The organism is Streptomyces sp. GLSS-08 (assembly GCF_056387915.1).
In genome coordinates this window covers 196,746-221,957 of record NZ_JBWJAQ010000002.1, presented here as the reverse complement: position 1 = coordinate 221,957, position 25,212 = coordinate 196,746, and the positions used below count along the sequence as shown (strand labels likewise).

General features: G+C 70.1%; 19 protein-coding genes. 9 read left to right on the top strand and 10 right to left on the bottom strand.

The genetic code is table 11. The features are described from left to right. The first annotated feature begins 169 nt into the window (after window positions 1–169). The gene (locus AC0ZLC_RS03675) at window positions 170–985 is read left to right on the top strand and encodes an ABC transporter ATP-binding protein (RefSeq protein ID WP_476750399.1); all 816 of its coding nucleotides are present in this window, start codon (window positions 170–172) and stop codon (window positions 983–985) included. A gap of 16 nt (window positions 986–1,001) precedes the next feature. Here the strand turns inward: AC0ZLC_RS03675 and AC0ZLC_RS03670 are convergent, their stop codons facing one another. Beyond that, window positions 1,002–2,306 (bottom strand): phytase, encoded by a 1,305-nt coding sequence (locus AC0ZLC_RS03670; protein WP_476750398.1) that lies wholly within the window; start codon window positions 2,304–2,306, stop codon window positions 1,002–1,004. 140 nt (window positions 2,307–2,446) lie between these two features. On the opposite strand from AC0ZLC_RS03670, the gene AC0ZLC_RS03665 reads away from it, so the two are divergent. From AC0ZLC_RS03665 to AC0ZLC_RS03655, 3 genes are all read left to right on the top strand, one after another. Then, the gene (locus AC0ZLC_RS03665) at window positions 2,447–2,605 is read left to right on the top strand and encodes a hypothetical protein (protein ID WP_476750397.1); all 159 of its coding nucleotides are present in this window, start codon (window positions 2,447–2,449) and stop codon (window positions 2,603–2,605) included. Window positions 2,606–3,028: 423 nt separating this feature from the next. After that, on the top strand, window positions 3,029–3,382 hold the full coding sequence (locus AC0ZLC_RS03660) for a hypothetical protein (protein ID WP_476750396.1): 354 nt from the start codon (window positions 3,029–3,031) through the stop codon (window positions 3,380–3,382). A gap of 400 nt (window positions 3,383–3,782) precedes the next feature. Next, window positions 3,783–4,088, top strand: coding sequence for a hypothetical protein (locus AC0ZLC_RS03655; protein ID WP_476750395.1), 306 nt, complete (start codon window positions 3,783–3,785; stop codon window positions 4,086–4,088). Window positions 4,089–4,387: 299 nt separating this feature from the next. Here AC0ZLC_RS03655 and AC0ZLC_RS03650 read toward each other — a convergent pair whose 3' ends face one another. Together AC0ZLC_RS03650 and AC0ZLC_RS03645 are read right to left on the bottom strand one after the other, a co-directional pair. Then, window positions 4,388–5,302, bottom strand: a complete 915-nt coding sequence (locus AC0ZLC_RS03650; protein ID WP_476750732.1) for a Rieske (2Fe-2S) protein — start codon at window positions 5,300–5,302, stop codon at window positions 4,388–4,390. 334 nt (window positions 5,303–5,636) lie between these two features. Then, window positions 5,637–6,422, bottom strand: a complete 786-nt coding sequence (locus AC0ZLC_RS03645; RefSeq protein ID WP_476750394.1) for an MBL fold metallo-hydrolase — start codon at window positions 6,420–6,422, stop codon at window positions 5,637–5,639. A 402-nt stretch (window positions 6,423–6,824) separates the two neighbouring features. Between AC0ZLC_RS03645 and AC0ZLC_RS03640 the strand changes: the two genes are divergently transcribed. Beyond that, on the top strand, window positions 6,825–10,106 hold the full coding sequence (locus tag AC0ZLC_RS03640) for an NACHT domain-containing protein (protein WP_476750393.1): 3,282 nt from the start codon (window positions 6,825–6,827) through the stop codon (window positions 10,104–10,106). A gap of 107 nt (window positions 10,107–10,213) precedes the next feature. Here AC0ZLC_RS03640 and AC0ZLC_RS03635 read toward each other — a convergent pair whose 3' ends face one another. Next, window positions 10,214–10,768, bottom strand: coding sequence for an SUKH-4 family immunity protein (locus tag AC0ZLC_RS03635; RefSeq protein WP_476750392.1), 555 nt, complete (start codon window positions 10,766–10,768; stop codon window positions 10,214–10,216). Between the two features lie 270 nt (window positions 10,769–11,038). Beyond that, the gene (locus tag AC0ZLC_RS03630) at window positions 11,039–12,016 is read right to left on the bottom strand and encodes a beta-ketoacyl-ACP synthase 3 (protein ID WP_476750391.1); all 978 of its coding nucleotides are present in this window, start codon (window positions 12,014–12,016) and stop codon (window positions 11,039–11,041) included. Window positions 12,017–12,421: 405 nt separating this feature from the next. Here AC0ZLC_RS03630 and AC0ZLC_RS03625 point away from each other — a divergent pair, with 405 nt between their 5' ends. Beyond that, the gene (locus AC0ZLC_RS03625) at window positions 12,422–12,739 is read left to right on the top strand and encodes a response regulator transcription factor (RefSeq protein ID WP_476750390.1); all 318 of its coding nucleotides are present in this window, start codon (window positions 12,422–12,424) and stop codon (window positions 12,737–12,739) included. Then, complete coding sequence (locus tag AC0ZLC_RS03620; protein ID WP_476750389.1) at window positions 12,736–13,491, top strand: 4'-phosphopantetheinyl transferase family protein; 756 nt, start codon at window positions 12,736–12,738, stop codon at window positions 13,489–13,491. The genes AC0ZLC_RS03625 and AC0ZLC_RS03620 overlap by 4 nt, the downstream gene beginning before the upstream one ends. Before the next feature lie 12 nt (window positions 13,492–13,503). On the opposite strand, the gene AC0ZLC_RS03615 is transcribed toward AC0ZLC_RS03620, so the two are convergent. The 5 genes from AC0ZLC_RS03615 to AC0ZLC_RS03595 form a co-directional block, all read right to left on the bottom strand. Next, a complete protein-coding gene (locus tag AC0ZLC_RS03615; protein WP_476750388.1) occupies window positions 13,504–14,418 on the bottom strand; it encodes an SDR family NAD(P)-dependent oxidoreductase in 915 nt (304 codons plus the stop codon). A 61-nt stretch (window positions 14,419–14,479) separates the two neighbouring features. Then, window positions 14,480–15,490, bottom strand: coding sequence for an SDR family oxidoreductase (locus AC0ZLC_RS03610; protein ID WP_476750387.1), 1,011 nt, complete (start codon window positions 15,488–15,490; stop codon window positions 14,480–14,482). Then, entirely contained in the window at window positions 15,487–16,812 is a 1,326-nt protein-coding gene (locus AC0ZLC_RS03605) for an NAD(P)/FAD-dependent oxidoreductase (protein WP_476750386.1), read from the bottom strand. Before AC0ZLC_RS03605 ends, AC0ZLC_RS03610 begins: the two co-directional genes overlap by 4 nt. 60 nt (window positions 16,813–16,872) lie before the next feature. Beyond that, window positions 16,873–17,748 (bottom strand): class I SAM-dependent methyltransferase, encoded by an 876-nt coding sequence (locus tag AC0ZLC_RS03600; protein ID WP_476750385.1) that lies wholly within the window; start codon window positions 17,746–17,748, stop codon window positions 16,873–16,875. Further along, window positions 17,745–17,996, bottom strand: coding sequence for an acyl carrier protein (locus tag AC0ZLC_RS03595; RefSeq protein ID WP_476750384.1), 252 nt, complete (start codon window positions 17,994–17,996; stop codon window positions 17,745–17,747). The genes AC0ZLC_RS03600 and AC0ZLC_RS03595 overlap by 4 nt, the downstream gene beginning before the upstream one ends. Window positions 17,997–18,366: 370 nt before the next feature. Between AC0ZLC_RS03595 and AC0ZLC_RS03590 the strand changes: the two genes are divergently transcribed. Next, window positions 18,367–19,215 carry an alpha/beta fold hydrolase gene (locus AC0ZLC_RS03590; RefSeq protein WP_476750383.1) on the top strand — a complete coding sequence of 283 codons (849 nt, stop codon included), beginning with the start codon at window positions 18,367–18,369 and terminating at the stop codon, window positions 19,213–19,215. A gap of 96 nt (window positions 19,216–19,311) precedes the next feature. After that, on the top strand, window positions 19,312–25,209 hold the full coding sequence (locus AC0ZLC_RS03585; protein WP_476750382.1) for a type I polyketide synthase: 5,898 nt from the start codon (window positions 19,312–19,314) through the stop codon (window positions 25,207–25,209). Window positions 25,210–25,212 lie beyond the last annotated feature (3 nt).

Sequence of the window (25,212 nt, the reverse complement as noted above, 5' to 3'; positions counted from 1 at the left end):
CCCGCGGGCGACCTTCGCCCTCCCCGGACGGCGCCACCGTCCGAGGAACGGACGCCCCGACTGGTATGTGCAGCGATAGCTACCCTGGCGCGCGGGGGATCAGACCCCCGGGGACTGCCGCTCGCCGGCTGGGCGGCCGGCGAGCCGCGCGGCACGGGGAGGACCGAGGGTGAGCGTGCACACCACGGACAACGGGCGGATCGTCGCCGCCCTCGACGGGGTGAGCGTGCGCCGCCTCACCACGGATCAGGTCATTCTCGACGGTGTCGACTGGCGGGTGCGTTCCGGTGAGCACTGGGCGCTGCTCGGTGCCAACGGGGCCGGCAAGACCACCCTGCTGCGGCTGATCGGCGCGCTGATGCATCCCACCAGCGGCACGGTCGAGGTGCTGGGACACCGGCTCGGCCGCGTCGACGTACGGGAACTGCGTGCGCACATCGGCCTGGTGTCCCCGGCGCAGCGCGTGCCGCAGGACGCGCCCGGGCTCACCGTGGTGCTCACCGGGCACAGCGGCACCGTGCAGCCGCTGTGGCGGACCTACGGCGCCGAGGTGCGGGACCGTGCGCACGCGCTGATGGCCGAACTGGACGTCAAGGAACTCGCCGAGCGGCCGTACGGCGTGTGCTCCGGCGGACAGCGGGCGCGGATCCTCATCGCCCGCGCGCTCATGGCGGACCCCGCCCTGCTGCTCCTGGACGAGCCGTTCAACGCGCTGGACCTGCCCTCCCGGGAGGACCTCATCGACTCGATGCGCCGGCTCGCCGACGGCCGGCCCGGGCTGGCGACGATCACCGTCACGCACCATCTGGAGGAGCTGTCCCCCGCGATCGGACACGCCCTGCTGCTCCGCGAGGGACGGATCCAGGCGTCGGGCCCGGTCGCGGAGGTGCTGACCGGGGCCCGGCTGACGGCCTGCTTCGGCCGCCCGATCGAGGTCGGCCGCCACGGCGGGCGCTGGACGGCGCGCTCCGGCCGGGCGGCCTGACGGGTGCTGCCGGGACTCAGTCGTCGAGACTGTCCTTGACCTTCTTCAGGTCGACGAACTTGAAGCCGGTCGCCTCGCGTTCGCCGACGGCGGGGGTCTCCTCGCCGTCCTGGACGACCAGCAGCCCGTTCGGGTACTTCGAGCCGAGGGACGCGTTCAGCACGGCGGCGCCGTCGCACTGCTCGGAGCCGTCCAGCTCCCTCGTGGCGGCGGCGACCCGGAAGCCGCCCTCGTACTCGTTGTCGTCCTCGACTTCGCGGTCGTAGGCGGCGAAGGTGTTGTCGCCCTGGCTCGACGCGAGGAGGTAGCCGTCGCCGTCGGACTCGGTCAGGAGCGTCAGGCCCTCGACGTCCGCGGTCAGCCGCGTGCCGCCGAAGCCGGGATCGGCGCCCGCGGCGCACTCCTCGGTGGCTTCGTCGTACGTGCCGGGTACGCCGTACTCACGGACCTTCTCGACGAGGACCGGGGTGCCCGTGAGGTCGGCGGGCACGCGCCAGATGCCGACGTCCTCCTGCCCCGCGTACAGCACGCCGTCGGCCGGGTCGACGACCATGCCCTCGACCTGGGGCAGTTCGCCGGGCTCCCCACAGGGCGACCAGGAGGTGCCGTCCGGCAGCCGGAAGGACGACGGCAGGTCGAGGGTGCGCACCTTGCGGTAGCCGACCGTGCCACCGGACTTCGGGGTGAGCTCCAGCAGGGCGACGGAGGTGCGCTCGCGGCGGCTGACGAGTGCGTAGGAGCGCCCGGTCCTCCGGTCGGTCCAGGTGGCAAGGCCGTACGCCGTGCGCTGGTCGTTGATCTCGGCCTGGTCCGCGGAGAAGACGGGCGGCGCGTCGGGGGCGGTGACGTCCTTGAGGGGGCCGCCGGGGGCGTCGCGGTCGATGCGGTAGAAGCGGAGCCTGTCGTGTCCGCGGTCGCTGGTCACGGCGAGATCGGCGCGCCCGGAGAAGAGCTTCAGGCCGCTGACGAGATCGACGTTGTTGAAGCGTCCGGGGGCGTCGTCGGGCGACTGCGCCGGCGGCGCCGGGACGGACTGCACGGGGCGGGCGTCCAGGTCGTAGACGCGCAGGCCGCCCTGCTTGGCGGTGGCGATCACCAGACTGCGGCCCGGCTGGGCGTTGTTGCGCCAGATGGCGGGGTCGTCCGCGTTGGCGTCGCCCCCGGCCTCGTCGTCGTACAGGGCGGGTGTCTCCGCCGTGGGCGTGATCGCGGGCAGTGTTCCGCCGTCGCTGTCCGCCTGCGCGGGCAGGGTCGCACCGAAGGCGACGAACACGGTGGACAGGGCGAGGAAGACCGGACGGATGGGCCGGGACCTGGTCACGCGACAACTCCCTTTCGTCAAGAGCAGTACAGTCGAGGACACTCGACTTAGCGATCTTGGAAGCGTGCAACGGCCCCCGGACGTCACGCGCGCGAAGTGGGCATGTACAGAAAGCGAAGGTACCGCCGCAGGGCGGTGGGTTGGAGGGGCTGCCCGGCACCGGACCGCCCGCCGACCGGGCCACGCTCGCCGCCCACGTCATCCCGGGCCAACTCGCCGCCGGGCTGGCCCAGTCATCCCCACAGGAGGCGTGGGAGCTGCGCCTGCGCCACGACGACAGCGGACGCCTGGCCCAGTAGCAGCCGGCAACGGAACTCGACAAGGGCGCAGCAGTGCTGCCGGTTCGTCATCTTCTCGGACGACATCCGGCAGGTGGCGAAGGCTCACGCACGGCTGATGGCCTGCGCTGGCGCGTTGCGATTGCCGGTCACCGCGACGGCGATCGCCGGTCACCGCGACCGGCCCGCCCCGGCACCGCAGCGAGCGGAGCGACGCTCAGGGCAAGTGCGGCGGCTACCCGCGGTCGTGCGCGCGGTGATCCTCATCTATGCCCTGGACCATCCAACGTGCCCCACCCTGACCTCAACACCTCGGATGCAGACACCGAGAGCATTCTGATTCGATACCAGGCACGACTGCTGATGCGGAGAAGGAAGGAAAAAACGTATGGGTCTGTACCACGTTTTCGAGATGTCCTACGCACCGATGCTCGAGCACCTCGGATGACCGTCCAGTCCGTTCGGGCCCCGGTCGGGGCCAATGTTCTTCTGGGCATCCTGGCCATGGCGCCGTTGCACAGCGCCTGGTGGCTGCTGAACCACCACATGGTCAAGGACGGCTTCGTCGATGGGCAGCCCGGCACACTCATCGAAGTCTGCGGAGCCGACTGCGACCAGGCAGGGCTGGCCGGGCTTGCACTGGCTGTCACCGGCGTGCTGGTCCTGCTGGCGGTCGCCGTCGTTGACGTCCTCATTCCCTCTCATCGCCGAAAGCCGCTGCGACCGTGGCTCATGGCCGCACTCCTCATCCCCGTCCCGTATGCCTTGTTCCAAACCGTCTCTGCCGTCCTTTCGTGAAGCGGAGTCACTTGTACGAGCGCTGACGCAGCGCGCCGCACCGTGCTTGATCACGGTGCGGCCTGAGCCGGCGGCGCCGTCTTGGGTCGATGGCGAGTACGACCTTGCTCGCTCCCGCAGCCCACGCCGCGCGGGCCGCTGACGAAATGGAGACGCTGAACGGCGGTGACATGGTCAGCTACGCGCAAATCCACTGCCCGCACGAATCGAACCGCGCCTCGGGTACCGCCCAGCTCGTGGTAGCCGCGGCCGACTACCCGGGAAAGTTGTTTTGCGCATGCCTTGAAATCTTGTTTACTTCACCGGCGGTGGGCACTCGGTAGCAGCAGCGTCGATCTTGACGCCGTCCGATTCCGCGAAGCGCATCAGGTGCGTCGCACGACGAGAAAGTCGCCTTCTCATGAGCACTGTTAACCCGGTCGGCAACGCGGGGCACCACACGACTGACGGCACGCCCGCTCACCAGTCACGCCGACTGTCGACAGAGACGAAGGCCGCCTTCAAGACGACCGAGTTCTTCGTCTACCTCGCCTCGGTCGTCGCCGTACTGATCGCCTCCATGGTCGTGGGAGACGACGAAGGCCACGCCGACTACTTCCGCGCCGACAAGGCGTGGTTCTACATCGTCATCCTCACCGTCGGCTACATGATCAGCCGAGGCCTGGCCAAGTCCGGCAGCCGCGACCCCTACGACGAATCCCGCTGAGCCCCTCCCCCTCCTTCGCTTACCCGGGCGGAGCCAGGGCGACAGACCGACCAGAGTTTTGTCTGCTCCGCGCCGGTCTGGGCGAGAGATGCGGGGCACCGGCCCCGGCTGGTGCGTGTGAGGGCCCGAAGCCGTTCCCGGCTTCGGGCCCTCACGCTGTCGGTGACGTAGAGGCAGGACGTCATCCAAGCCGACGACGTGCAGGACCTGGTGGACGTGCGGGCACACGGGGTAGTTGAATCCCGCACGTCGGCACGTCCGCACGTCGGCAGGTCGAGCAGACGTCGTTACGACACCTGTCAGCCGTCGTGCCCGGGGACGTCCGTCCGACCGTCGTCACGGGGCTCCTCCTGGTCCTGCATGCGCAAGCGGATCTCGACGTGACCCTCGACGATCCGGGTGTCGAAGGCGGGCTGAGGCGCGGTGGCGGGGCCGCGTACGTTCCAGCCGTCGGCGAGCCGGAAGACGCTGCCGTGCCAGGGACACTCCACGCATCCGTCGGCGACGGTGCCCTCGGACAGCGGTCCCGCCAGATGACTGCACCGCTCGGCCAGCGCATGAATCGTCCCACCGGTTTCGCGCACCACCAGGACCGGGACGTCGTCCACGCTGCGCCGTACCGGCTCACCGGCCGGGAACTCCTCGACGGTCCCGATACGGTGCCAGCCGGCCGAAACGACGTGCGGGACCTCCTCGGCATGGTTGGCGCCCGAGGCCTGCCGGTACGCCATGTGTCCGCCCAGCATGCCGCCGAGGCCGACGGCCGTGAGGCCCAGGAAGCCGTATGTACGGCCCGCTGCGGGACGCCCCTTGATCCGGCATGCGAGCGAGGCCGCGTACAGGGCGACGCCCACCGCGTTGGAAGCTGCGTGCACCAGGCCGACGCGCTGCTGCTGGGGGTGCAGCTCGGCCCAGTCGACGGCACCGGCAAGCGCCGCGGGCACGGCTGCGGCCAGTCCGACACCGACCAGCAGATCCGCCCCCCGGGAGGAGCCCGGGCGCAGGTCCAGTACCGCCGCGGACAGCCAGCTGCCGATCGGTACCTGCACCATCAGCGGATGGACCGGGTGTCCCAGCCAGCGACCGTGCAGCGCATCACGGCCGGGCCCCAGCGGCAGGGACCGTACGCCCCTGCGGAGGGCATCGATCACCACGTCGGCCCGCGGGTCCCGCTCCAGGCGGTCCAGCAGCCACAGGGCCCGGTTCTGCCGCATCACGGGGCGGCTATGCGTTGTACTCATACGCAAGCGGGTCTCCACCTGTGAAGACGGCAAACGAGACGACGAGACGCCCTGCGCGGCAGTTCGGCGCAGCCGCCCGGTGGGCGCGGCGGCACCCGGGTCCTGGGCGGCCGATCCGGTCGCAGGCACGCGGGCGCAACTCCACACCTTCTTCCCATGTAAATGCGATCGTCAGGCGCGCATGGGGTACCCGGGGGACATGTTCTTCTTCAGCAACCGCGTCGGCTGCCTAGGCTCCCTGCTCATCAGTGCGGTGGCGACCGTCATCCTTCTCATGCTGCTGAACCGCTGACGGGGTCCGGCGGGCCTACAGGGCACAGGTGGCGCCCCGGTGGACCACCCGCACCAGACGGGCCAGTCCTCGCCGTTCCACCTCAGCCAGAAAGTCCGACAGCGGTGACTTGAAAACGCCGTAATCGTCATGGTGCACCGGCACCACACACCGAGGCTGGAGCAGTTCAACCAGTTCGGCGCCCTCCTGTCCGTCCATGGTGACGACCAGGCCGCCGGGCAGCGTCGTTCCGCCCAGGTGCACGACGGCCACGTCGAGATCGGGAAAGCGCCGCGGTAGCTCGCGCAGCTCGTCGATCAGCAGGGTGTCGCCGGTGAGGTAGAGACGGGTCGCGAGAGCGCCGTTCGGCTCCCTGTGCTCAAGTACGCTGCCCATCACCGGCGGCAGCAGCACGCGGGCGCTGCCTCTCGCGTGACGGGCGGGAACGGCGGTGAGAGTGAGTACGTGGCCGTCCTTCTCCAACTCGGCGGTCTGCCACGTCCGCAGCCCTTCGGCTCCGGCGAACCTCTGCCGATGCAGAGCGCGGGCCGCCTTGGGCGTGGTGAGGATGCGGGTGCCGCGGTCCAGTCTCCGCTTGGCCACGCGGTCCCAGTGGTCTCCGTGCATATGGGACAGAACGATGCAGTCCAGTTCAGGGAGGTCGTCGATGCCCACAGCCGGCTCGGTCAGCCGACGACTCACGATCCCCTTGCCGAGATAGGCGTACTGGCCCTTGTGCAGGAAGTTCGGGTCGGTAAGAACCGTGAAGGGCCCGAACCGCAGCAACACCGTCGCGGTACCGATGAAGGTCAGCTCGGCCATGTCCACTCCCCGCAGCCGCGGAAGGTCATCTCGTGCCGGGTCCCCGTCATGGAGAGGGGAAAACGTGAGTACCGCTCCCGGGCCTTCCTGGCCCGCTGACCTGCTGACCTGCTGACCTGCTTCGGGGCACTCGTCGTGGACTGGCTGCCGGAGGTTGCTCTTGTTCTCCGCCAGATTGAGTACCCCGCGACGATCGATAACTCTATGTAACATTTCGTTGCACTATGTGCGTATTCTGAGGTCCACCGGGCCGCCGGAACTGGTGGAGGGCCGACCGCGCACGTGAGGAGCTGGAGCCGCAGTCGGCGTGACGGGGTGCCCCCAGTACGAACACGACCATCGAGGGCGGGGCGCATGGTAGACCGGACCTGAAACGTGCCGAGGCAAGGCCCGGGGGGACGAGTGCGCGGACGCCAACTGCTCAGCTACGGGGACGCGGTGGCCATTCTCACCGGCGACGGCGACGCCCTGGTCGCGGCCGACCGCGCACTCGGCGCTGTCCTCTCCGCGGCCACGGGCGGGCTCAGCGACACGGCCCTCACCGTCCTGGACGTACAGGGCCGCGTACTGCGGGTCGGACGTGATCTCATCGCGGGGCTCAGGGACAGCCGCGGAACGGGGAACCGCGCCACACGCACCCAACGGCTGGCCGCCGGACACGCCGTGCTGGTAACCACCGCCTTTTTCGAGGCACTCGCGGAGCTGGAACTTCCCTTCTCCTTGGCCGAGTTGGAGCTGACCCGGCAGGAGCAGCTCGCGATCGCCGGTGACGGCACGGACGGCCGCGACCTCGTGGCGTCGCTGCTGGACGCCGGGACGCCGCAGCCCGCACCGCACCAGCCGCACGAGCTCGTCCTCGCCGACCTCCACACCTGGTACGCCGGCCGGGCGGGGCAATTGCTGCGCTTCGTCCAGGGGTTGGCCCTGTGGGACCGGCTCGACGACACGCGGCGCGCGACGCTCCAGAGCGAGGTAGGCCGACTGCACGAACCGGCCGTCGCACGGTATGAGGAGCTGTACGCGCAACTCGCCCAGGACGTACCGGAGTTCGGCTACTGGTCCGGTCAGGTGGAGCACCAGGCCACCCGCTTCTCCCTGCGCCAGGCTCTTGCCGGTATCGAGACGGCCCTGGTGGGACTCAGCTCCCCGAGCCCGCTCACCCATGCCGCCGAAGCGCTCGTACGCGGCTACCGGGCCTCACTGGACCGGCCGATCCTCTCCGACGGGCAGGCTCCCGCGGGCATCGTCCTGCCCACCCTCGGCGAGGGCTACGTCGACCCCGACTTCAGGGTCCGGGCCGTGCTGGCCGGCACCCACGGTCCGGCGGAGGAGGACTGGTGGGAAGCCCAGGCGGTACGGTCCGACCTCACCGAGTACCTCGCCGGTGTCCTCACCTCCCCCACCTCGACGACCGCCCCGTTGGTCGTCCTCGGCCAGCCGGGCGCGGGCAAGTCCGTCCTGACGAAGATCCTCGCCGCCCGGCTGCCTGCGGCCGGCTTCCTGCCGGTGCGGATCGTGCTCCGGGATGTGCCGGGCGACGTGGAGGTCCAGGACCAGATCGAGGCCGCGGTCCGCGCCGCGACCGGAGAGCGCGTCTCGTGGCCGGAGCTGGTGCGCGCCGCCGACGGTGCCGTTCCGGTGCTGCTCTTCGACGGCTTCGACGAACTGCTGCAGACCACCGGTGTCAGCCAGTCCGACTTCCTGGTGCGGGTGGCCCGCTTCCAGGAGCGCGAGGCGGACCAGGGCCGGCCGGTGTTCGCCCTGGTGACCAGCCGGACGGCGGTCGCGGATCGGGCGCGCTACCCCGACGGCGCGGTGGCGCTGCGCCTGGAGCCCTTCCGGCGACGCCAGATCGGACGTTGGCTCGACCTCTGGAACGAACTCAACTCGCCCTATCTCGCTGAGCGCGGCCTGCGGGCCCTGCCCGCGGAGGTGGCCGGCCGCCACCAGGTCCTCGCCTCCCAGCCGCTGCTCCTGCTGATGCTCGCGCTGTACGACGCCGCGGACAACGCCCTGCAACGGGTCCGGGACGACGATCCACTCGAAGAAGCGCAGCTGTACGAGCAGTTGCTGGTCTCCTTCGCGGTCCGCGAGGTCGGCAAGGCGGCCAGCGCCTGGCAGGAGGGAGAACTGAGCGGACGTGCCGAGCAGGAGCTGCAGCGCCTGTCGTTGATCTCGTTCGGCATGCTCAACCGGCGGCGTCAGTGGATCACCGCGACGGAGGCGGAGCAGGATCTGGCAGCACTCCTGAGGCGCCCCGAACCCGCCCGCGACGGCTTCCGCGCTCCGCTGGACCAGGGCGAGATCGCGCTGGGCCGGTTCTTCTTCGTCCAGCGAGCGCAGGCCGTCCGCGACGACCGGCGGCTGGCGACCTACGAGTTCCTGCACGCCACCTTCGGCGAGTACCTCGCCGCCCGGCTCGCGGTGCAGCTGCTGGAAGGGCTGCTGGGCCAGCGCCCGGCACTGACACTGGGCCGGTCGGCCGTCGACGACGACCTGATGTACGTCCTTCTCTCCTACGCTCCTCTCTCCGCACGTCAGATGCTGCGGTTCGTCGGCGCGCGGATCAGGCGGATCCCCCAGGAGGACCGGGAGCGGCTCGGCGGCCTCCTGGTCACCGTCATGGCCGCCCACCGCACCCGGACCGAGCACCGCTTCGCCGACTACCGCCCAGCTCCTCGGGCCACGTCGTCCCGGCACGGCGTCTACGAGGCGAACCTGCTGCTGCTGACCCTTCTGGTGACCGGCGGACGCAGGGCGAGCGAGCTGTTCCCAGGCGCCGACGATCCCGCGGGCGTCTGGCACCGGCGGGTGCTTCTGTGGCGGGCGGCCTTCACGGAACCGGAGTGGACCGAGTTCGCGCTGGCCCTCAGCCTGCGCCGCATCTGGGCCGGGAACCGGCGCGACCTCGACGTACGCCCGGCGCACGACCTGCTCGACTCCCCCGAGCCGGTGGACGCCTACTGGCTCTACGGGCGACCGCCGGGCAGCGAACACCGCAACCGGTCGATCAGCTGGGCACGCCCCTACCCGGACGCGATCCGGCACAAGATGGCAGTGTCGGCCGGTACCAACGACGGCGTCGTCCTGCACGCCGTCGACCCGCTGTTCCGCCGGCTGGGGCCCGCCGTCACCACCTTCGTCGGCTCCGAGGAGGGCACGGCCACCTCGGTCGCCGGCGGCCTCACCGCCCTGTGGCTCGCGGGCGGGCTGGACACCCCGGAGCACGAACTCGCCGCGCTCTACCTCCACTGCGCCGCCTTCCTCGAACCGTGGTGCGCGCTGGACGAGGACTCCCGCCGACAGGTCGCGCGGCTCGTGCTCGGCCAGTTGGCGTCCGATGCCGCCCGGCTCCCGGCCGCCGTGGTGGCCGCGGTGCTCGAAGCGCCGGACCTCGACCGGCTAGACACCGAGGGGCTCGCACGAGGGGTGACGGCCGGTGTGACCGCCCTGCGCACGCACACCTCGGACGAGGCGCTGCGCCGGGGGACTCGCGCCTGCACCGAGGCGCTCGCACGCGCGCATCCGGCCCGGCTGTTCACCCTGTGGTCCACCGACGAGCACTTCGCACGCGAGCTCGGCTCGGAAACCGCGCGGCTCCTGTCCGTCATGTCCGATGACGACCTGAGTGCCGTCCCCGCGGACGTCCTCGCCCGCGCACGCAGGTCGGTGGACGGCTACTGAGCCGGCGGGAACCCCACCCACCGCCGCCGGCCCTCAAAGGCTGGCGGCATGGACGACCTCGTCGTAGTGCGCTGAGATGTCGGCCGGCAAGCGCCAGGCCCCGGGGATCACCAGATCCCTTCGGCAACCTCGTCGAAGACGAGGGCCCACTGGGATCGCTCACTCTCAAAGGGCATCGGATCGAGGGCCTTGATGCTGGTGCGCAACTGCTCGAGCCGCCCCTCGATGCCGCTGTTGTCGTCGCGCTCTTGTTCATCGAACTTCTTGAACAGGTGCAGGGTGTAGACGAGGGATTCGACATCTAGGTGGAGTTGCATGTAGCGGCTCGGGGGCTCACCTTCGCCAAACGCGTACACCTTGCCGTCCCCGGGGTCGAGGGCAATGACGGAGGCTGCGAAGTAGGCAAGGACCAGCCACGAGCGGCATTCGGAGGGCAAAGGGCCGTCGTCAGGCTTGAACCACTCCGTCAGAGCGATCGGCTCCACCTGACCGACGGTGGCCTTGGACTTGAAGTAGTCGTCGTCCGGGAGTCCGACCCGGCCGAGGAAGACTGCGGTGCGCGGGTGGAGTTGCTTGTCGGGCGCTCGGTACCGGGGGAAGTACACGACGCCGGACAGGCCAAAGGTGTTCAGGAGTTCGTCCGGCGTGACAGCGAAGCTCATGCGGGGGACCTTTGTGTTCCTGGGCGGGGGTGTGGAGAGATGCTAGCGGCCGTGCGCTTTGTGCAGTTCTTCCATGCGTTGCTCCGCCTGACCAGCTACACCGACCGCCCCAACGACCTGAATCACCGCACCGGGATCGACGTCGGCCTGGACGTACCCCCGGCTCGCCGGGCCAGTTCGTCTCGCTCGGCTGGATGCGGCACCCGACGCGACGCCGGCGCGCTGCCTGCCAGGGCGGCCGGCAGCGCGCCGGTCCGGGGCAGAGCCGACTCAGGGGCAGGTCACCACCTGTGCCGCATAACTGAGCCCCGCGCCGAAGCCCATCAGGAGGACCGGGTCGCCGGACTGGATCTGGCCGAGGTCGATGAGCCGCGTCAGGGCCAGCGGGACGGAGGCCGCCGAGGTGTTGCCGGTCTCCACGATGTCGCGGGCGACCGCGGCGTTCGTCGCGCCGAGGCTCGTCGCGAGGCGCTCGATCATCCGCAGGTTGGCCTGGTGGGAGACGAAGCCCTTGAGGCTGGCCGGGGACAGTCCGGCGCGAGCGCAGGCCGCGCGGGCGACCTGCGCCAGCTCCGTGGTGACCCAGCGGTAGACGGCCCGACCGCTCATCGTCACGCTGCCGTGCCGGTCCGGAATGGCGACGAGGCCCGCCCGCTCGCCGTCGCCGCCCCACACCACCGGGTGGATTCCGGTGTACTCGGCGGAGACGACGACCGCGGCACCCGCTCCGTCCGCGAATACCGTGGCGGTGTCCACGTCCGCTGGGTCCACCCAGTCGGTCATCCGCTCGGCGCCGACGACCAGGGCACACCGACTGGTGCCCGAGCGAATCAGCCCGTCGGCGATCCCGAGTCCGTAGCAGAAGCCCGCGCACGCCGCGTTGACGTCGAAGGCCGCGACCGTTGGGATGCCGAGCAGAGCGGCCACGGACGCCGCGCCGTTCGGCATGGGAGAGGGCATTGAACAGGTGGCGAGGACAATGAGGTCGACGTCCGCCGGGGCCAGCCCTGCGGCCGAGAGAGCCTTCGCGGCGGCGGTGGCTCCCATACCCGTCAGGGAGTCCTCCGGGCCCGCGAAGCGCCGCTCGCGGATACCGACCCGCCGCTCTATCCACTCGGCGGAAACGCCGAGCGGATCCCCCAATTCCGAATTCGCCACGACCCGTTCGGGCCGGACGCCCGCCACGGCTGCGATTCGCGAGCCCGGTCCGGCATCAAAAGTGATCGGTACGGAAGAATGGGACGACATACGGCCACCTCGGTAAATCTGCGACAGCGGGCAACTCGGCAGCTGCCCTCAATTCCAAGCGTCCTGGAATACGAATGCAGGCAGCACTGGGCGGAGCGGCGGAAGCTCAAGGTTGCATCAAATCTCTGCCGCTCCAGAGAGACAGGAGACGCCTGGCTCCACGCCAGGTCATCGACATCGGATTCAGCGTCCTGATGCCCGCCTGACAGGTCAACGCCCCTGCCAGGATACGAAGTTGAGTAGTCAATTAGTTTCGTCCGCGACCGGCACCCCGTAAGATTGTCAGCTGACAGCCTCTCGACACGGAGGTAGGGTGCAGAGATCACGGGGGAATGGCCGCACATGGCCACGTGGTCATTTGTTTCCTCGTACGGTAGACGATTCCATCAAGGAGTTGGAGAGCGCATGAACGGGGACCGCACAACCACGGATGAGACCGAATGGGGAATAGGGGCAGGGGGCGCTGTGGGCTTAGCGCAGGTGGAACGCTCTGCCCTGCAGAAGCTGACACCGCGCGAGCGCGAAGTGCTCAGCGTGCTGTCGATCGGCGAAGGGAACAGGGCTCTCGCCCGCCGGTTCGGCATTGCCGAACGAACGGTGAAGGCCCATCTGACGAGCATCACGCGGAAGTTGGGGCTGCGGAACCGGGTCGAGGCCACCCTCCTGTCGGTGCGGTGGGCGGACGAACTCCGCCCGGACGGACAGGGTTGCGAGCGCAGGTGACGATCCGTCCGGCAGGGCCCGGTGAGGTAGCCGTCTGGACCTTGTGGATCCCCGACAACGCGGCGGTCGCGGCTGACAGCGCGTGGGCGCTCGACGCCGAGGAAGCCGAACGGGCCGCTCGCTTCCAGGACCCGGCGGCGCGTGAACGCTATGTCACCTCCCATGTGGGCCTTCGCGTGTTGCTCGGCGGGTATGTGGGGATGGCGCCGCAGGACGTGGGGTTCCGCCGCGAGGCCTGCGGGGTGCCGGACTGCGAACGGCCGCACGGACGGCCGGTGATCGCCGGCCTGTCCGGGCTGCACTTCTCCCTCTCGCACGCCGGGGACGCTGCTCTGTACGCGATTGCCGACACACCCGTCGGTGCGGACATCGAGTCGGCGGGACTGGTGCGCGATGGCCTGGAACGCGCGGGCAGGCGCCTCCACCCCGCCGAGCGGTGTGCCGTCGCCGCCCTCTCCCCCGCCCTGCGCGCGAGGGCTCTGCTCGGCTGCTTGGTGCGCAAGGAGGCGTATCTCAAGGGCATCGGCACCGGGCTTGCAGGCGGGCTCGGCAGCCATCACGTCGGCCTTGCCGCGGAGTTGGCGCCCCCTTGGGCCCCGGCGGGGCCCAAGGGCTGGTCTCTCGCCGACGTGGAGGCGCCCGACGGCTACCAGGCCGCGATCGCCGTCCGCGACAAGGGCACGTCGGACGGCGCGGGCAGGGCGGGCGGCCCACCTCCCGGGGTGCGGCCCGCCGAACTGCGTCTGTCCTGAGATCACTTCCGCCTACTGCTGTCCGGCGGCGCCGACCACCTTGTTCAGGCGGTGCATCCGCGTGGCCAGGCTCATACGGCCCTCCAGGCGGAAGGCCGGGGGTCGGCGGCCGTCGACGTCGTCGAAGCCGTACTCGACCGCCAGGTCGCCGGTGCTCAGCACGGTGCCCGTGCGCCTCATGACGTCCGGGTCGGCCAGCAGGGCGGCGATGGCACGGCCCACGTACTCCGGGGAGTGCACCACCGACGCCGGGCCGCTGCCCATCGCTTCCCAGGCCGCCTCCACCCTCTCCGTCCGTACGAAGCCCGGGTGCAGGGAGACCGCCGCGACACCACTCCTACGCAGGTCGGAGGCGACGCCGCGGCACATGCGGTCGGAGGCGGACTTGAACACGTCGTAGCCGACCTGCCCGAGGTAGATGTCCCCGTCGGAGAAGCTGATGCCGACAACCAGGCCGCTCCGCTGCGGAATCATCAGAGGGACCAGCCTGCGCGTGACGTCGTACTGCCCGCGCAGCGAAGCCTCGAACAGCTCGTAGCGCCACATCGGCTGCTCCCAGAAGGGCGCGTCGAAGCGGACCTCGGCGGACCGCTCGTACCCTCCCCAGGCGTTGGTGACCAGAAGGTCCAGTCGGCCGTGACCGGCCTTGATCCGCTCGGCGAGAGCCTCGTTGTCCCCCGCCGCCGCGTGGTCGCAGCGCAGGGCGATGCCCTTGCCGCCACGCCGCGTCACCTCGTCGGCGGTGTCGTCGACCGTGCCGGGCAGCCCCTCGGTGCGCCGGCCCGTGCGAGTGCTGCGGCCCGTGACATACACGGTCGCGCCCGCCTCACCGAGCGCGAGCGCGATGCCGCGGCCCACGCCCCGGCTGGCCCCGGTGACCACAGCTACCTTTCCGCCGAGATCCGGAGCGTTCCACGCGTCGTTCACGCCAGAGTCCTTCCGTTGGTTTGGGATCGCGCCCTTTTCGTACGATGTCCGAGTCGCCTTCTCAGCCGAGATGCTCGGCGGCGTACTCCAGGCCGGCCAGGTACGCGGCCTCGCCGTCGACCCGCGGGATTGCGTAACGGTCCCGCAGCTCCGCCATGGAGGAGGGCAGGACGCCGCCGCAGCAGCGGGTGACCTCGCTGACGTCCCTGAGGACCGAGAGATACGAACGGGTCATCGGGGGTGTCTTCGCGATGGCCTCAGGCACCAGTTCGTCGGGGTTCAGCAGCGGCGGCAAGACGAGCGAGCGGCCGCGCCCGGCCGCGTGCTTGACCAGGACTTGGAGGCAGGTCTCGACGTCCATCGCCTCCTCGCCGTAGGTCACCCAGAACTCACCCTGCTCGTCGCCGAGTTCGATGGCGCGCAACACCGCCTTCGCCAGCAGGTCCTGCGGGACGAAGTCCATCCGAATGCCCGGGTGCACGGGGACGAACGGCGCCCGGCCCCGGCCGAGCCAGTCCGACATCAGCTGGACGATCTGGCCCTGTGAGGTCCAGCCCGTCGAGGAGTCGCCGATGAGGTTGGTGGGCCGGAAGACGGTGTGCGGCAGTCCGCTGTCTCGCAGGAGCTGCTCCGCCCGGTGCTTGGAGCGGATGTAGTTCTTGCAGACGTTCTCCTCGCCGAGCGGCACGGGCGCGTCCTCGGCGAGGGCCGCCACGAAGGCCGTGCCCATGAAGTGGACCGCGGCACCCGCCTCTTCGGCGAACTCGATGACCCGGCGGGTGCCTTCGATGTTGATCGGCGCATAGCGCTCGGCCGGCAGGCCCCATTCGGTCAGCCCTGCCGAATGGACGACGGTGTCGACCGAGGTCACGAGCGCGGCATGGCTGTCCGCGTCCAGCCCGAAGCGCTCCGTCGTCAGATCGAGGGAGACCGTGGAGTCCACGGCCTCGGGGATCGGCGCGCTATGGACGGCGGCGATGATCCGCGGCCCGTCGGCACCGTTCTCCCTGAGGATGCTGCGGCCCACCACGCCGGAGGCTCCGGTGAGCAGGACCGTGCGACGGGCGCTCATGAGCGGGACTCCTTCCAGTCCATCAGGCGGGCCGCCGCGCGGGCGCCGACATAGAGAGCCGGTTCGGGCGGAAAGTCGGCGGGGGGCTTGCGTCGCTTGTCGTCCACGAAGAGCAGCCGGGTGTAATCGGTGTCCTTGCCGAGGGTGAGGTCACGCAGGACCTTGCCACCGGTGTGGGTCGCGGCGATGCCGTTGCCGCAATAGCCGTATCCGTAAAGGATGTTGCCCCCGCCCAGGGAACCGAAGTGCGGAGCGTAGTCACGCACGACATCCGCGGTTCCGCCGTATGCGTAGGTGAATTCGAGATCGGCCCACATCGGGAAGAACCGCAGGAACTCCCGGTGGATCTCGCGGTAGACCTCGGTGCGGTTCATGTTCCGCTGCCGTTTGTCCCGGCCGAAGTAGTACGGAGCGGGTCCTCCGGCGAACATGACACGGTTGCCGTGCGTGAAACGGGCGCACGTGAGGAGGGACTTGGCCTCGACCATGCCCTCGCGTCCGGGCCACCGCACACGCGCGAGTTGTCCATCCGTGAGGGGCTCGCTCACCATGGCGTACGTCCAGATCGGAACGACCTTCTTGCGGAAGGGCGGGAAGGCGTCCATGTGGACGTTGGTGGCGAGGACCACCTTGTCCGCAGTCACCCGGCCGCCGGTGGTGATCACCGTGGGCCGCACGCCCGGCTCGACGCGCAGGCAGGGCGAGTTGTCGTAGATGGTCACGCCCTTCTCGCGCACGACGCGGGCGATGCCGCGAGCGAGCCTGAAAGGGTTCACCAGCGCACCGCCGGTGCGCATGCCGGCCAGGACCGCGGGCGAGCCGATGACCGCCCGGGACTCCTCTCGCGTCAGGATCTCGGCCCGTGCCGCACCCATCCGCTCGGCGAGTTCACGGTCTCGCTGGAGGCGCTTGAGCTGAGCCGCGTCGGTGGCGACCATCAGGTAGTCATTGGCCTCGTACTCCGCGTCGACATGGTTCCTGCGGGTGAACCTGCCGATCTCCAGAATCGACCGGCCCACGGCCTGGGAGGCTTCCAGGGCCCGCCGCAGACCGAATTCCTTGACCAGGGCCTGGATGTCCTTGCCGATGGTGGGCGTGACGAATCCGTCGGCGCGACCCGACGCCCCGTAGCCGGAGTGGTTCGCCTCGACGATACGGATGTCGAGCGCGGGCTCGGCCTCTTTGAGGAAATAGGCGGTCCACAGCCCGGTGAAGCCGCCCCCGACAATGCAGACATCACAGTCGACGGTTTCCCGCAAGGGGGCTTCGACGGCGACCTGTTCGGTGTCGTGCCAGTAGACGACGTGCTTGTATACGTTCACTCATTGCTCCTCACAGGGCCATCGTGGAGCTGTCGGTCACCAGAATCTCGTGGACCCGCCTCACACGGCTTCGAGGATCATCCTGGACAGGCCGAGGTGGCGTTTCGCGAAGTGGCCGACCGTCGAGCCCAGATAGCGTTCGTAGTTGGCGACATTCTCCTCGCCGGCGGCCTTGACGGCCTGATCGCGATTGGCCCGGAGGCGGTTCAGCCATTCCTGGCAGGTACGGCTGTAGTGGTCCGGGTCGGAGCGTAGACTGACGATGTCGAAACGTTTCTCGCTCGACTCGATGACCTCGGAGAGGGCCGGGATCTCGGATTCCGGGAAGATGGTGTCGATGATGAAGGTCAGGTCGCGGACGGTCTGCTTGTCCATCTGGACGTTGTTGCCCTTGATGTTGGTCTGCAGAGCGATCCGACCGCCCTTCGGAAGCCATGTGCGGCACCGGTCGAAGAACTCCCGGTACGCGGCGACCCGTTCGGCGCGTGACAGGCCCGTGCGGGCGAAGTGCTCGAAAGCGCCAATGGAGATGATGGCGTCGTAGGGCTCGTCCGGTTCATGGTCGAGCCAGTTCTCCACCCGCACCTCGGTGCGCGGCAGAGCCGTCCGGAGCAGCCGTTCGGCCTGGCTCTCGCTGAGTGTGAGTCCGACCGCCCGCTGCACACGATGGGTGTTGACCAGGCGGTCGAGCAGACTGCCCCAGCCGCAGCCGACATCCAGGACCCGGCGGGCGCCGGCCGCCCGCGCACCCTCGATCAGATGGTCCAGCTTGCGCTTCTGGGCCGCCTCCAGAGTGTCACCGGAATCGTTCTCGTCCCACAGCGCGCAGGTATAGGTGAGATCGGCATCCAGCCACAGGGCGAAGAAGTCGTTCGACACGTCGTAGTGATGACGAATGGACTCGACCGTCGCACCCTGGTATTCGCCTGTCCTCACGCGGCGGCGCCGCCCTTCTCGCTCTCCTCCGCCAGCTTCACGAGATCCGCCACCGTCTTGACGCTCGCGGCCTTGCTCTCATCGAACTGGATCTCGAGGTCGTCCTCGATCGTGTACACGATATCGGCTATCTGAAGGCTCGAAAGGCCGACCGATTCGAAAGCCGTATCGGCGTTGAGGTCATAGGAATTTGCTTTGCTGCCGAGTTTCTTGGCAATGCGGGAGCACACTTCGTCAGCAGTGATCACAGGATGCCTTTCGGATACGAGGCGATGAATGCCATAAATCTTCTCACCATCCGCGATCCGGCCACGCCACCAAGCGACTCGGGGCACATTCGAAGGCCGGTGCGCACCGCCGTCGACGGTAGGACGGAGATTCCAGTGCGGGACGGGAGTTGCCACGGTACCCAGGTGACCGGCGGGGCACTATTGCCCTTTAGGGTAGTGATCGTTTTCAACCGACATACTGCTGGCGAAAAAAGGGCTGACGTGTTTTGCTTGCGAAGGCTCGCCCGGCCCGGGGGGCAAGGGCGCGCGAGCTGACCCTGTGTCGTGGCAACTGCCGCGGGGGCCGCTGTCGCCCCTTCTGATCCGACGAGGACCAAGGAGAAATCGAATGGCCGAGGTACACCTTGCGGCGGGCACGGTCGAGTACCAGGACACAGGTGGCGACGGGCCCGTAGTGGTCCTGCTGCACGGTGTCGCGATGGACAGCTCCCTGTGGCGGAACGTGGTGGCCCCTCTGCGCACCGAATTCCGTTGTGTGACCCCGACGTTGCCGCTCGGCGGACACCGCACCCCGATGAAGGCCGACGCCGACCTGTCGATCCCCGGTGTCGCCCGGCTCGTGGCTGAGTTCCTCGACGAACTGGACCTACGGGACGTCACGCTGGTCATGAGCGACTGGGGTGGGGCGCAGGCACTGGTCGCCCTGGGCCGGGACGAGCGGATCGGCCGCCTCGTCATCACCTCATGCGAGGCGTTCGACAACTTCCCCCCAGGTGTGCCCGGTTCCAATCTGTACACCTCCGCGAAGATGCCCGGAGGTATCAACTTTGCCTTCAAGCTCCTGAAGTTGAAGCCGATGCGGCGTCTTCCCATGACCTGGGGCTGGATGAGCAAGCGGCCCGTCCCGCACGAGGTGATGGACGCGTGGTTCGAACCCCTGTGGACCTCCGCGGAGATCCGCCGCGATCTGCGGAAGTACGTCCTGGGCGTACCGCCCAAGGACGAACTCCTGAACTGGGCGGAGAAGTTGCGGGAGTTCGACCGACCGGCACTCGTGGTCTGGGCCGCCGAGGACAAGGTCATGCCGCTCGCGCACGGGCGCAGGCTCGCGGAGCTGCTGCCCAAGAGCGAGCTCGTGGAGATCGCGGACAGTTACACCCTCATCCCGGAGGACCAGCCGGAACAACTCGCCGCGCACCTCCGGTCCTTCCTGCTCACGGGCAGGGCCACCGACTAGTCAGGACGACGTGACTCGTCCGCAGCCGCTTCTCTCGCGCGGGAAGCGGTGGTGAGGCATGGGCGCGAGGCGAAGGAAGACGACGTGGAGGATGGCATGGCGGACGCGAGGGACTCGGGCGATCCGACGGACGAGCGGAGCAATCCCCTGGCGGGGCGGCTGGCCGGGCTGTCGGTGGATGCCCGGTACCCGGTCCTGCTGGACCTCGTGCGGGAGAAGACCGCGGAACTCCTCGGCTCGGACCCCGGGGATGTCGATCCCGACCTCGCCTATCGCGACTTCGGCTACAACTCCCTGGCCGCGGTGGAGCTGACCGGCAGTATCGGGGCGGCTTGCGGGTTGGAACTGCCGCTGACGCTGCTGTTCGACCATCCGACGCCCGCGGCCGTGGCGAAGCACCTGCTGTCGGCGCTGGGGTTCGCCCCAGCAGACGCAGAGTCTTCGCGGACCGCCCCGGAGCCGGCCGACGGCGACCCGATCGCGGTCGTCGGAATGGCGTGCCACTACCCGGCCGGCATCGCCTCCCCCGCCGGCCTGTGGGACGTCGTGGCCGCCGGGCGGGACGTCATTTCGGACTTCCCCACGGACCGCGGCTGGGACCTGGACGGCCTCTTCTGCGACGATCCGGAGCGGCCCGGTACGAGCTATGCCCGCACCGGCGGCTTCCTGGAGTCCGTCGCCGACTTCGACGCCGACTTCTTCGGGGTCGCGCGGCGCGAAGCACTGGCGATGGACCCGCAGCAGCGGCTGCTCCTCCAGACCGTCTGGGAGTCCCTCGAGGACGCGGGTATCGACCCCGGCACGCTGCGGAACTCCCCGACCGGGGTCTACATCGGCAGCAGCGGCCAGGACTACGAACAGCTGGCGCGCTCGGGGCCACGCGAACTGGAGGGCTACTGGGGCATCGGCTCGGCGGGCTCCGTCCTGTCCGGCCGCATAGCCTACGCGTTCGGTTTCGAAGGCCCGGCGCTCACCGTCGACACGGCCTGCTCCTCGTCCTTGGTGAGCGTGCACCTGGCGACCCGGGCGCTGCGTGACGGGGAGTGTTCACTCGCGCTGGCCGGCGGCGCCGCCGTGATGGCGACGCCCAAGGTGTTCACGGAGTTCAGCAGGCAGCGGGCCCTGTCACCGGATGGCCGGTGCAGGTCCTACGCGGAGGCGGCCGACGGTACGGGCTGGTCCGAGGGCGTGGGGATCCTCGTACTGGAACGCCTCGGTGATGCCCGCCGACGCGGCCACCGTGTCCTGGCGCTCATCCCCGGCTCGGCCGTCAACCAGGACGGTGCGAGCAATGGCTTGACGGCGCCCAACGGCGCCGCGCAGCGCCGGGTCGTCGCACAGGCGCTCGCGTCGGCCGGCCTTCGTCCCGGCGACATCGACGCGGTGGAGGGGCACGGCACGGGCACGAAACTCGGTGACCCGATCGAGATCGACTCCCTCACGGCGGTGTTCGCCCAGGACCGTCCCCCGGCGCAGCCGCTGCGACTCGGCTCCATGAAGTCCAACATCGGCCACAGCCAGGCCGCGGCGGGCGTCGGCGGACTCATCAAGATGATCATGGCTCTGCGCCATGAAGTGCTGCCCAGGACGTTGCATGTCGACAGGCCGACGCCCAAGGCGGACTGGACGAGTGGTGCGGTGTCCCTGCTGACGGAGTCGGCCCCGTGGCCACGGGGTGGGCGCGTCCGCCGGGCAGGGGTGTCGGCGTTCGGGGTCGGCGGTACGAACGCGCACGTCCTCCTGGAGGAGCCACCCGTCGACGAGCCGTCGGCGGAACTCCCCGCCGGGCGTGGCGAGACCGGAGCCCCCGGGGGCGCTCTGCCGGTCGTCCCCTGGGTTCTCTCCGCCAAGACCCCGGCCGCCTTGCGAAAGCAGGCCGAGGTCCTCCATGGGCATCTCACGGCACGGCCCGAAGGCACCGTCGCCGAAGTGGGGGCCGCGCTCGCGCTGACTCGGGCCCACTTGAGTCACCGTGCCGCCGTCACCGGTGCCACGCGAGACGAGTTGCTCGGCACCGTGGCCGCCCTGGCGCGCGGGAAGGCCGTCGACGGGGTCACCCTCGCCCGAGCCCGCCACGGCGGCGGCAAAGTCGTCTTCGTCTTCCCCGGGCAGGGGTCCCAGTGGATCGGTATGGGGCGTGAACTGGCTTCCACGCGACCGGTGTTCGCGCAGCAGCTACGTGCCTGCGCCGACGCGCTCGCGCCGTTCGTCGACTGGTCGCTAGAGGACGTGCTCCGCGGCGTGCCCGGCGCGCCCCCGCTGGACCGCGTGGACGTCGTACAGCCCGCGCTGTTCGCCGTGATGGTCTCGCTCGCCGCGCTCTGGCGGCAGCACGGGGTGCGTCCGGACGCCGTCGTCGGACACTCGCAGGGCGAGATCGCCGCCGCGTACGTCGCCGGAGGGCTGTCGCTCGAGGACGCGTCCCGCGTGGTGGCGCTGCGGAGCCGGGCCATCGCCGCCGTGATGTCCGGGCGCGGCGGAATGGCGTCGGTGACGGCGTCCCCGGAAAGGTTTCTTCCGCTGCTCGAACGCTGGGGCGAACGTCTCTCCGTGGCCGCCGTCAACGGGCCGTCCTCCATGACCGTCTCCGGGGACCCGGATGCCCTCGACGAACTGCTCGCATTCTGTGCCGCCCAGGACATCTGGGCCCGTCGTGTCCCCGTCGACTACGCCTCGCACTCCCCCCAGGTGGAAGCCGTCGAGAAGCGCCTCGCAGAGGTCCTCGCACCTCTGGAGCCACGCTCCGGCGAAGTCCGCTTCCACTCCACCGTCACAGCGGCCGAGTTCGACACGGCGGGGCTCGACGCCGGCTACTGGTACCGGAATCTGCGCCGGACGGTCCGCTTCGACCCTGTCGTACGGAATCTCCTCGCACACGGTCACACGACGTTCATCGAGGTGAGTCCGCACCCGGTCCTCACGGTCCCGCTGGAGCAGACGGTGGAGGCGACGGGCGCCTCGGCCGCCGTCCTCGGCTCGGCCCGGCGCGACGGCGAACTGGCGCGCTTCGTCGGCGCCGTCACCGAAGCGCATGCGCACGGAGCACCGGTGGCGTGGGAGGCTCTGTTCGACCCGGACACCGCACGGCGGGTCGAACTCCCTACGTACGCCTTCCAGCCGGAGCGGTACTGGGCCGTTCCCCGGACCGTCACGGGCGATGTCACCGGCGCGGGTCTGCTCGGCACCGGGCACTCGCTGCTCACCGCGGCCACCGGACTCGCAGACGGCGCGGGGTGGCTGCTCACCGGGCGGGTTTCCCGGGGCACGCACAGCTGGCTGGACGACCACGCTGTCCATGACACCGTTCTGATGCCCGGCACCGCCTTCGTCGACATGGCGGCACGCGCCGCAGCACTGGTCGGCTGCGAGGTGCTCACCGAGCTGACGCTGGAGGAACCACTGGCCCTCCCGGACGCGGTCGCGGTGGACCTGCAGGCGACGGTGGGTACGCCGGACGAGGCCGGACAACGGCCGATCACCCTGTATTCACGCCCCGCCCACGCCGATGAGGAAGAGGCGTGGACGCGTCACGCGGCCGGCCTCCTGGGGACGGCGCCGCCCGGCGGTTCCCCGACGGAACCGACCGTCTGGCCCCCGCCCGGCGCCACACCGGTGGACATCGACGGCCTGTACGAAGGCCTGGCGGACCGAGGCTTCGGCTACGGCCCGGCCTTCCAGGGCCTTCGTGCCGCCTGGCGGCACGAAGGCACACTCCTGGCGGAGGTGGACACCACAGCGGACGAGGAGGGCTTCGTGGTGCACCCCGCGCTGCTGGACGCGGCGTTCCACGCCCAGCTCGGGGAGACAACAGGCGCGGACGCCGAGTCGGCGCAGGTCTGGCTTCCGTTCACCTGGTCCGGCGTACGGATCGCCCGCCCAGGCGCCACGCGCCTGAGGGTGACGCTCACCGCGAAGGGCGAAGGCGTGGTTCAGATGTCCGCGACCGACGAGACCGGCACCCCAGTCGTCTCGGTCGACTCGGTGGTGGCCCGCCCGGTGTCCCCAGCCGGTCCGGCATCGTTGCGCTCGGCCACGCGGTGGCTCTTCCGTCTGGAATGGCGGCCGGTGCCGACACCGGCCGCAGAGGCGCGATCCCACGGGCCGGTTGCGGTCCTGGGCGCAACCGACAATGCTCTAGCCCCCTCGGCCACAGGAGATCTCGCGGCGTACGCCGATCTGTCCGGCCTCCGCGCCGCTCTCGACTCGGGTGCACCCGTCCCGGACACTGTGATCGCACCCGAATTCGCTCCCGGCACGGGGCCGAACGCAGTGCCGAACGCGGCGACGGCCCGTGCCCTCGCGGTCCGCACCCTCGCGCTTCTCCAGGAATGGCTCGCCGACGACCGCCTCGCCGCCTCCCGGCTGGTCCTCGTCACGCGGAACGCCGTCGCTGTCACTCCGGACGCCGACACTGTCCAGCCGGGCCTCGCCACCCTGTGGGGTCTCGTCCGTGCCGCGCAGTCCGAGCACCCGGGGCGCTTCACGCTCATCGACGTGGAGGAGGCGGCAGGCCCCGCGCTGTCCGCGCTCCTCGGCGTGCGCGAGGGTGTGCGGGGTCCGGCGCTGCCCACGCTTCTCGCCACGTCCGAGCCCCAACTCGCCATGCGCGACGCGATCCCGTACATGCCACGTGTGGTGCGCGCCCAGACCCCCGGTGAGCCGCTCCCGTTCACCGTGGACGGCACCGTCCTCATTACGGGCGGCACCGGCGGGATCGGCGCCCAGGTGGCTCGGCACCTGGTCGGCGAGCGCGCTGCCCGGCATGTGCTTCTCGCGAGCCGTCGGGGCCGCGCGGCCGACGGCGTCGACGGGCTGACCGCCGAACTTACCGCTCTCGGCGCCGAAGTCACCGTCGCGTCCTGCGACTTCACCCAGCGAGCGGACGTGGCCGGGCTCCTCGCGTCCGTCTCGCAGGTGCATCCGCTCACCTCCGTGATCCACGCCGCCGGGGTCCTCGACGACGGACTCCTGGAAACGCTCACTCCCGAACGCCTCGACCGTGTCCTGCGGCCCAAAGTGGACTCCGTGGTCCATCTGCACGAGCTGACCGCGCAAACCCCACTCCAGTCCTTCGTGCTCTTCTCCTCGGTGGCCGGGACCATCGGCGGGCCGGGCCAGGCCAACTACGCCGCCGCCAACACCTTCCTCGACAGCTTCGCCCAGTGGCGGCACGCGCAGGGACTGCCCGCCGTGTCCCTCGCCTGGGGGCTGTGGGAGGAGACGAGCGTCATGACCCGGCATCTCGTGGACGGCGGCGTGGCGCAGCTCGGCAGATCGGGGCTCGCCCCTCTCGCCACCGCCGAAGGACTTCGACTCTTCGATGCCGCGCACGGCACCGGTGACGCGCTGCTGCTGCCCGCACGGCTCGACCTGGCCGCTCTGCGCGCTCAGGGCCGCGACGGCACGCTCCCCGCCGTCCTGCGCGCCCTCGCGCCGGCCGCGGCCCGCCCGGCGGAGGCCCTCGGCGGGGCGCTGCTCGCCCGGCTCGACGCCGCATCTCCCGAGGAGCGGGACGCCATCGTCGCGAGCGTCGTCACCACGGAGATCGCCGCCGTACTGGGCCATGCCGATGCAGGGACAGTCGACCCGGAACGGCCCTTCAAGGAGATGGGACTGGACTCGCTCGGTGCGGTGCGGCTGCGCAATCGGCTCAGCCTGTCCACCGGGCTCACCCTGCCGTCCACGCTTGTCTTCAGCCACCCCAGGATCCCCGCACTCGCGGCCCATCTGCGGGCCCTGCTGGAGGAAGGGACAGAACCGCACGCGCGGGAGCAGGCCGCTGCCGCCCTGTACGCGGGCCTCGACCGGCTCACCGCGCTCCTGCCCTCCGTCCCGGCGTCCGACCTTCACTCCGTGAGTGCCCGGCTGCGATCCCTCCTCGCTTCTCTGGAGGGCACGGAACCCGGCGCCCCCGGCAGCCGCGCGCAGCGGATCGAGGACGCCACCGCCGACGAGATGTTCGACCTGATCGACAAGGACCTGGGGGTGGTCTGAGCC

What these genes read in the sequence shown, in the direction of transcription:
- AC0ZLC_RS03660 (WP_476750396.1), top strand. Translation starts at nt 3,029, where the DNA reads ATGACCGTCCAGTCCGTTCGGGCCCCGGTCGGGGCCAATGTTCTTCTG.
- AC0ZLC_RS03655 (WP_476750395.1), top strand. Translation starts at nt 3,783, where the DNA reads ATGAGCACTGTTAACCCGGTCGGCAACGCGGGGCACCACACGACTGAC.
- AC0ZLC_RS03650 (WP_476750732.1), bottom strand. Translation starts at nt 5,302, where the DNA reads ATGCGGCAGAACCGGGCCCTGTGGCTGCTGGACCGCCTGGAGCGGGAC.
- AC0ZLC_RS03645 (WP_476750394.1), bottom strand. Translation starts at nt 6,422, where the DNA reads ATGGCCGAGCTGACCTTCATCGGTACCGCGACGGTGTTGCTGCGGTTC.
- AC0ZLC_RS03635 (WP_476750392.1), bottom strand. Translation starts at nt 10,768, where the DNA reads ATGAGCTTCGCTGTCACGCCGGACGAACTCCTGAACACCTTTGGCCTG.
- AC0ZLC_RS03630 (WP_476750391.1), bottom strand. Translation starts at nt 12,016, where the DNA reads ATGTCGTCCCATTCTTCCGTACCGATCACTTTTGATGCCGGACCGGGC.
- AC0ZLC_RS03625 (WP_476750390.1), top strand. Translation starts at nt 12,422, where the DNA reads ATGAACGGGGACCGCACAACCACGGATGAGACCGAATGGGGAATAGGG.
- AC0ZLC_RS03610 (WP_476750387.1), bottom strand. Translation starts at nt 15,490, where the DNA reads ATGAGCGCCCGTCGCACGGTCCTGCTCACCGGAGCCTCCGGCGTGGTG.
- AC0ZLC_RS03590 (WP_476750383.1), top strand. Translation starts at nt 18,367, where the DNA reads ATGGCCGAGGTACACCTTGCGGCGGGCACGGTCGAGTACCAGGACACA.
- AC0ZLC_RS03585 (WP_476750382.1), top strand. Translation starts at nt 19,312, where the DNA reads ATGGCGGACGCGAGGGACTCGGGCGATCCGACGGACGAGCGGAGCAAT.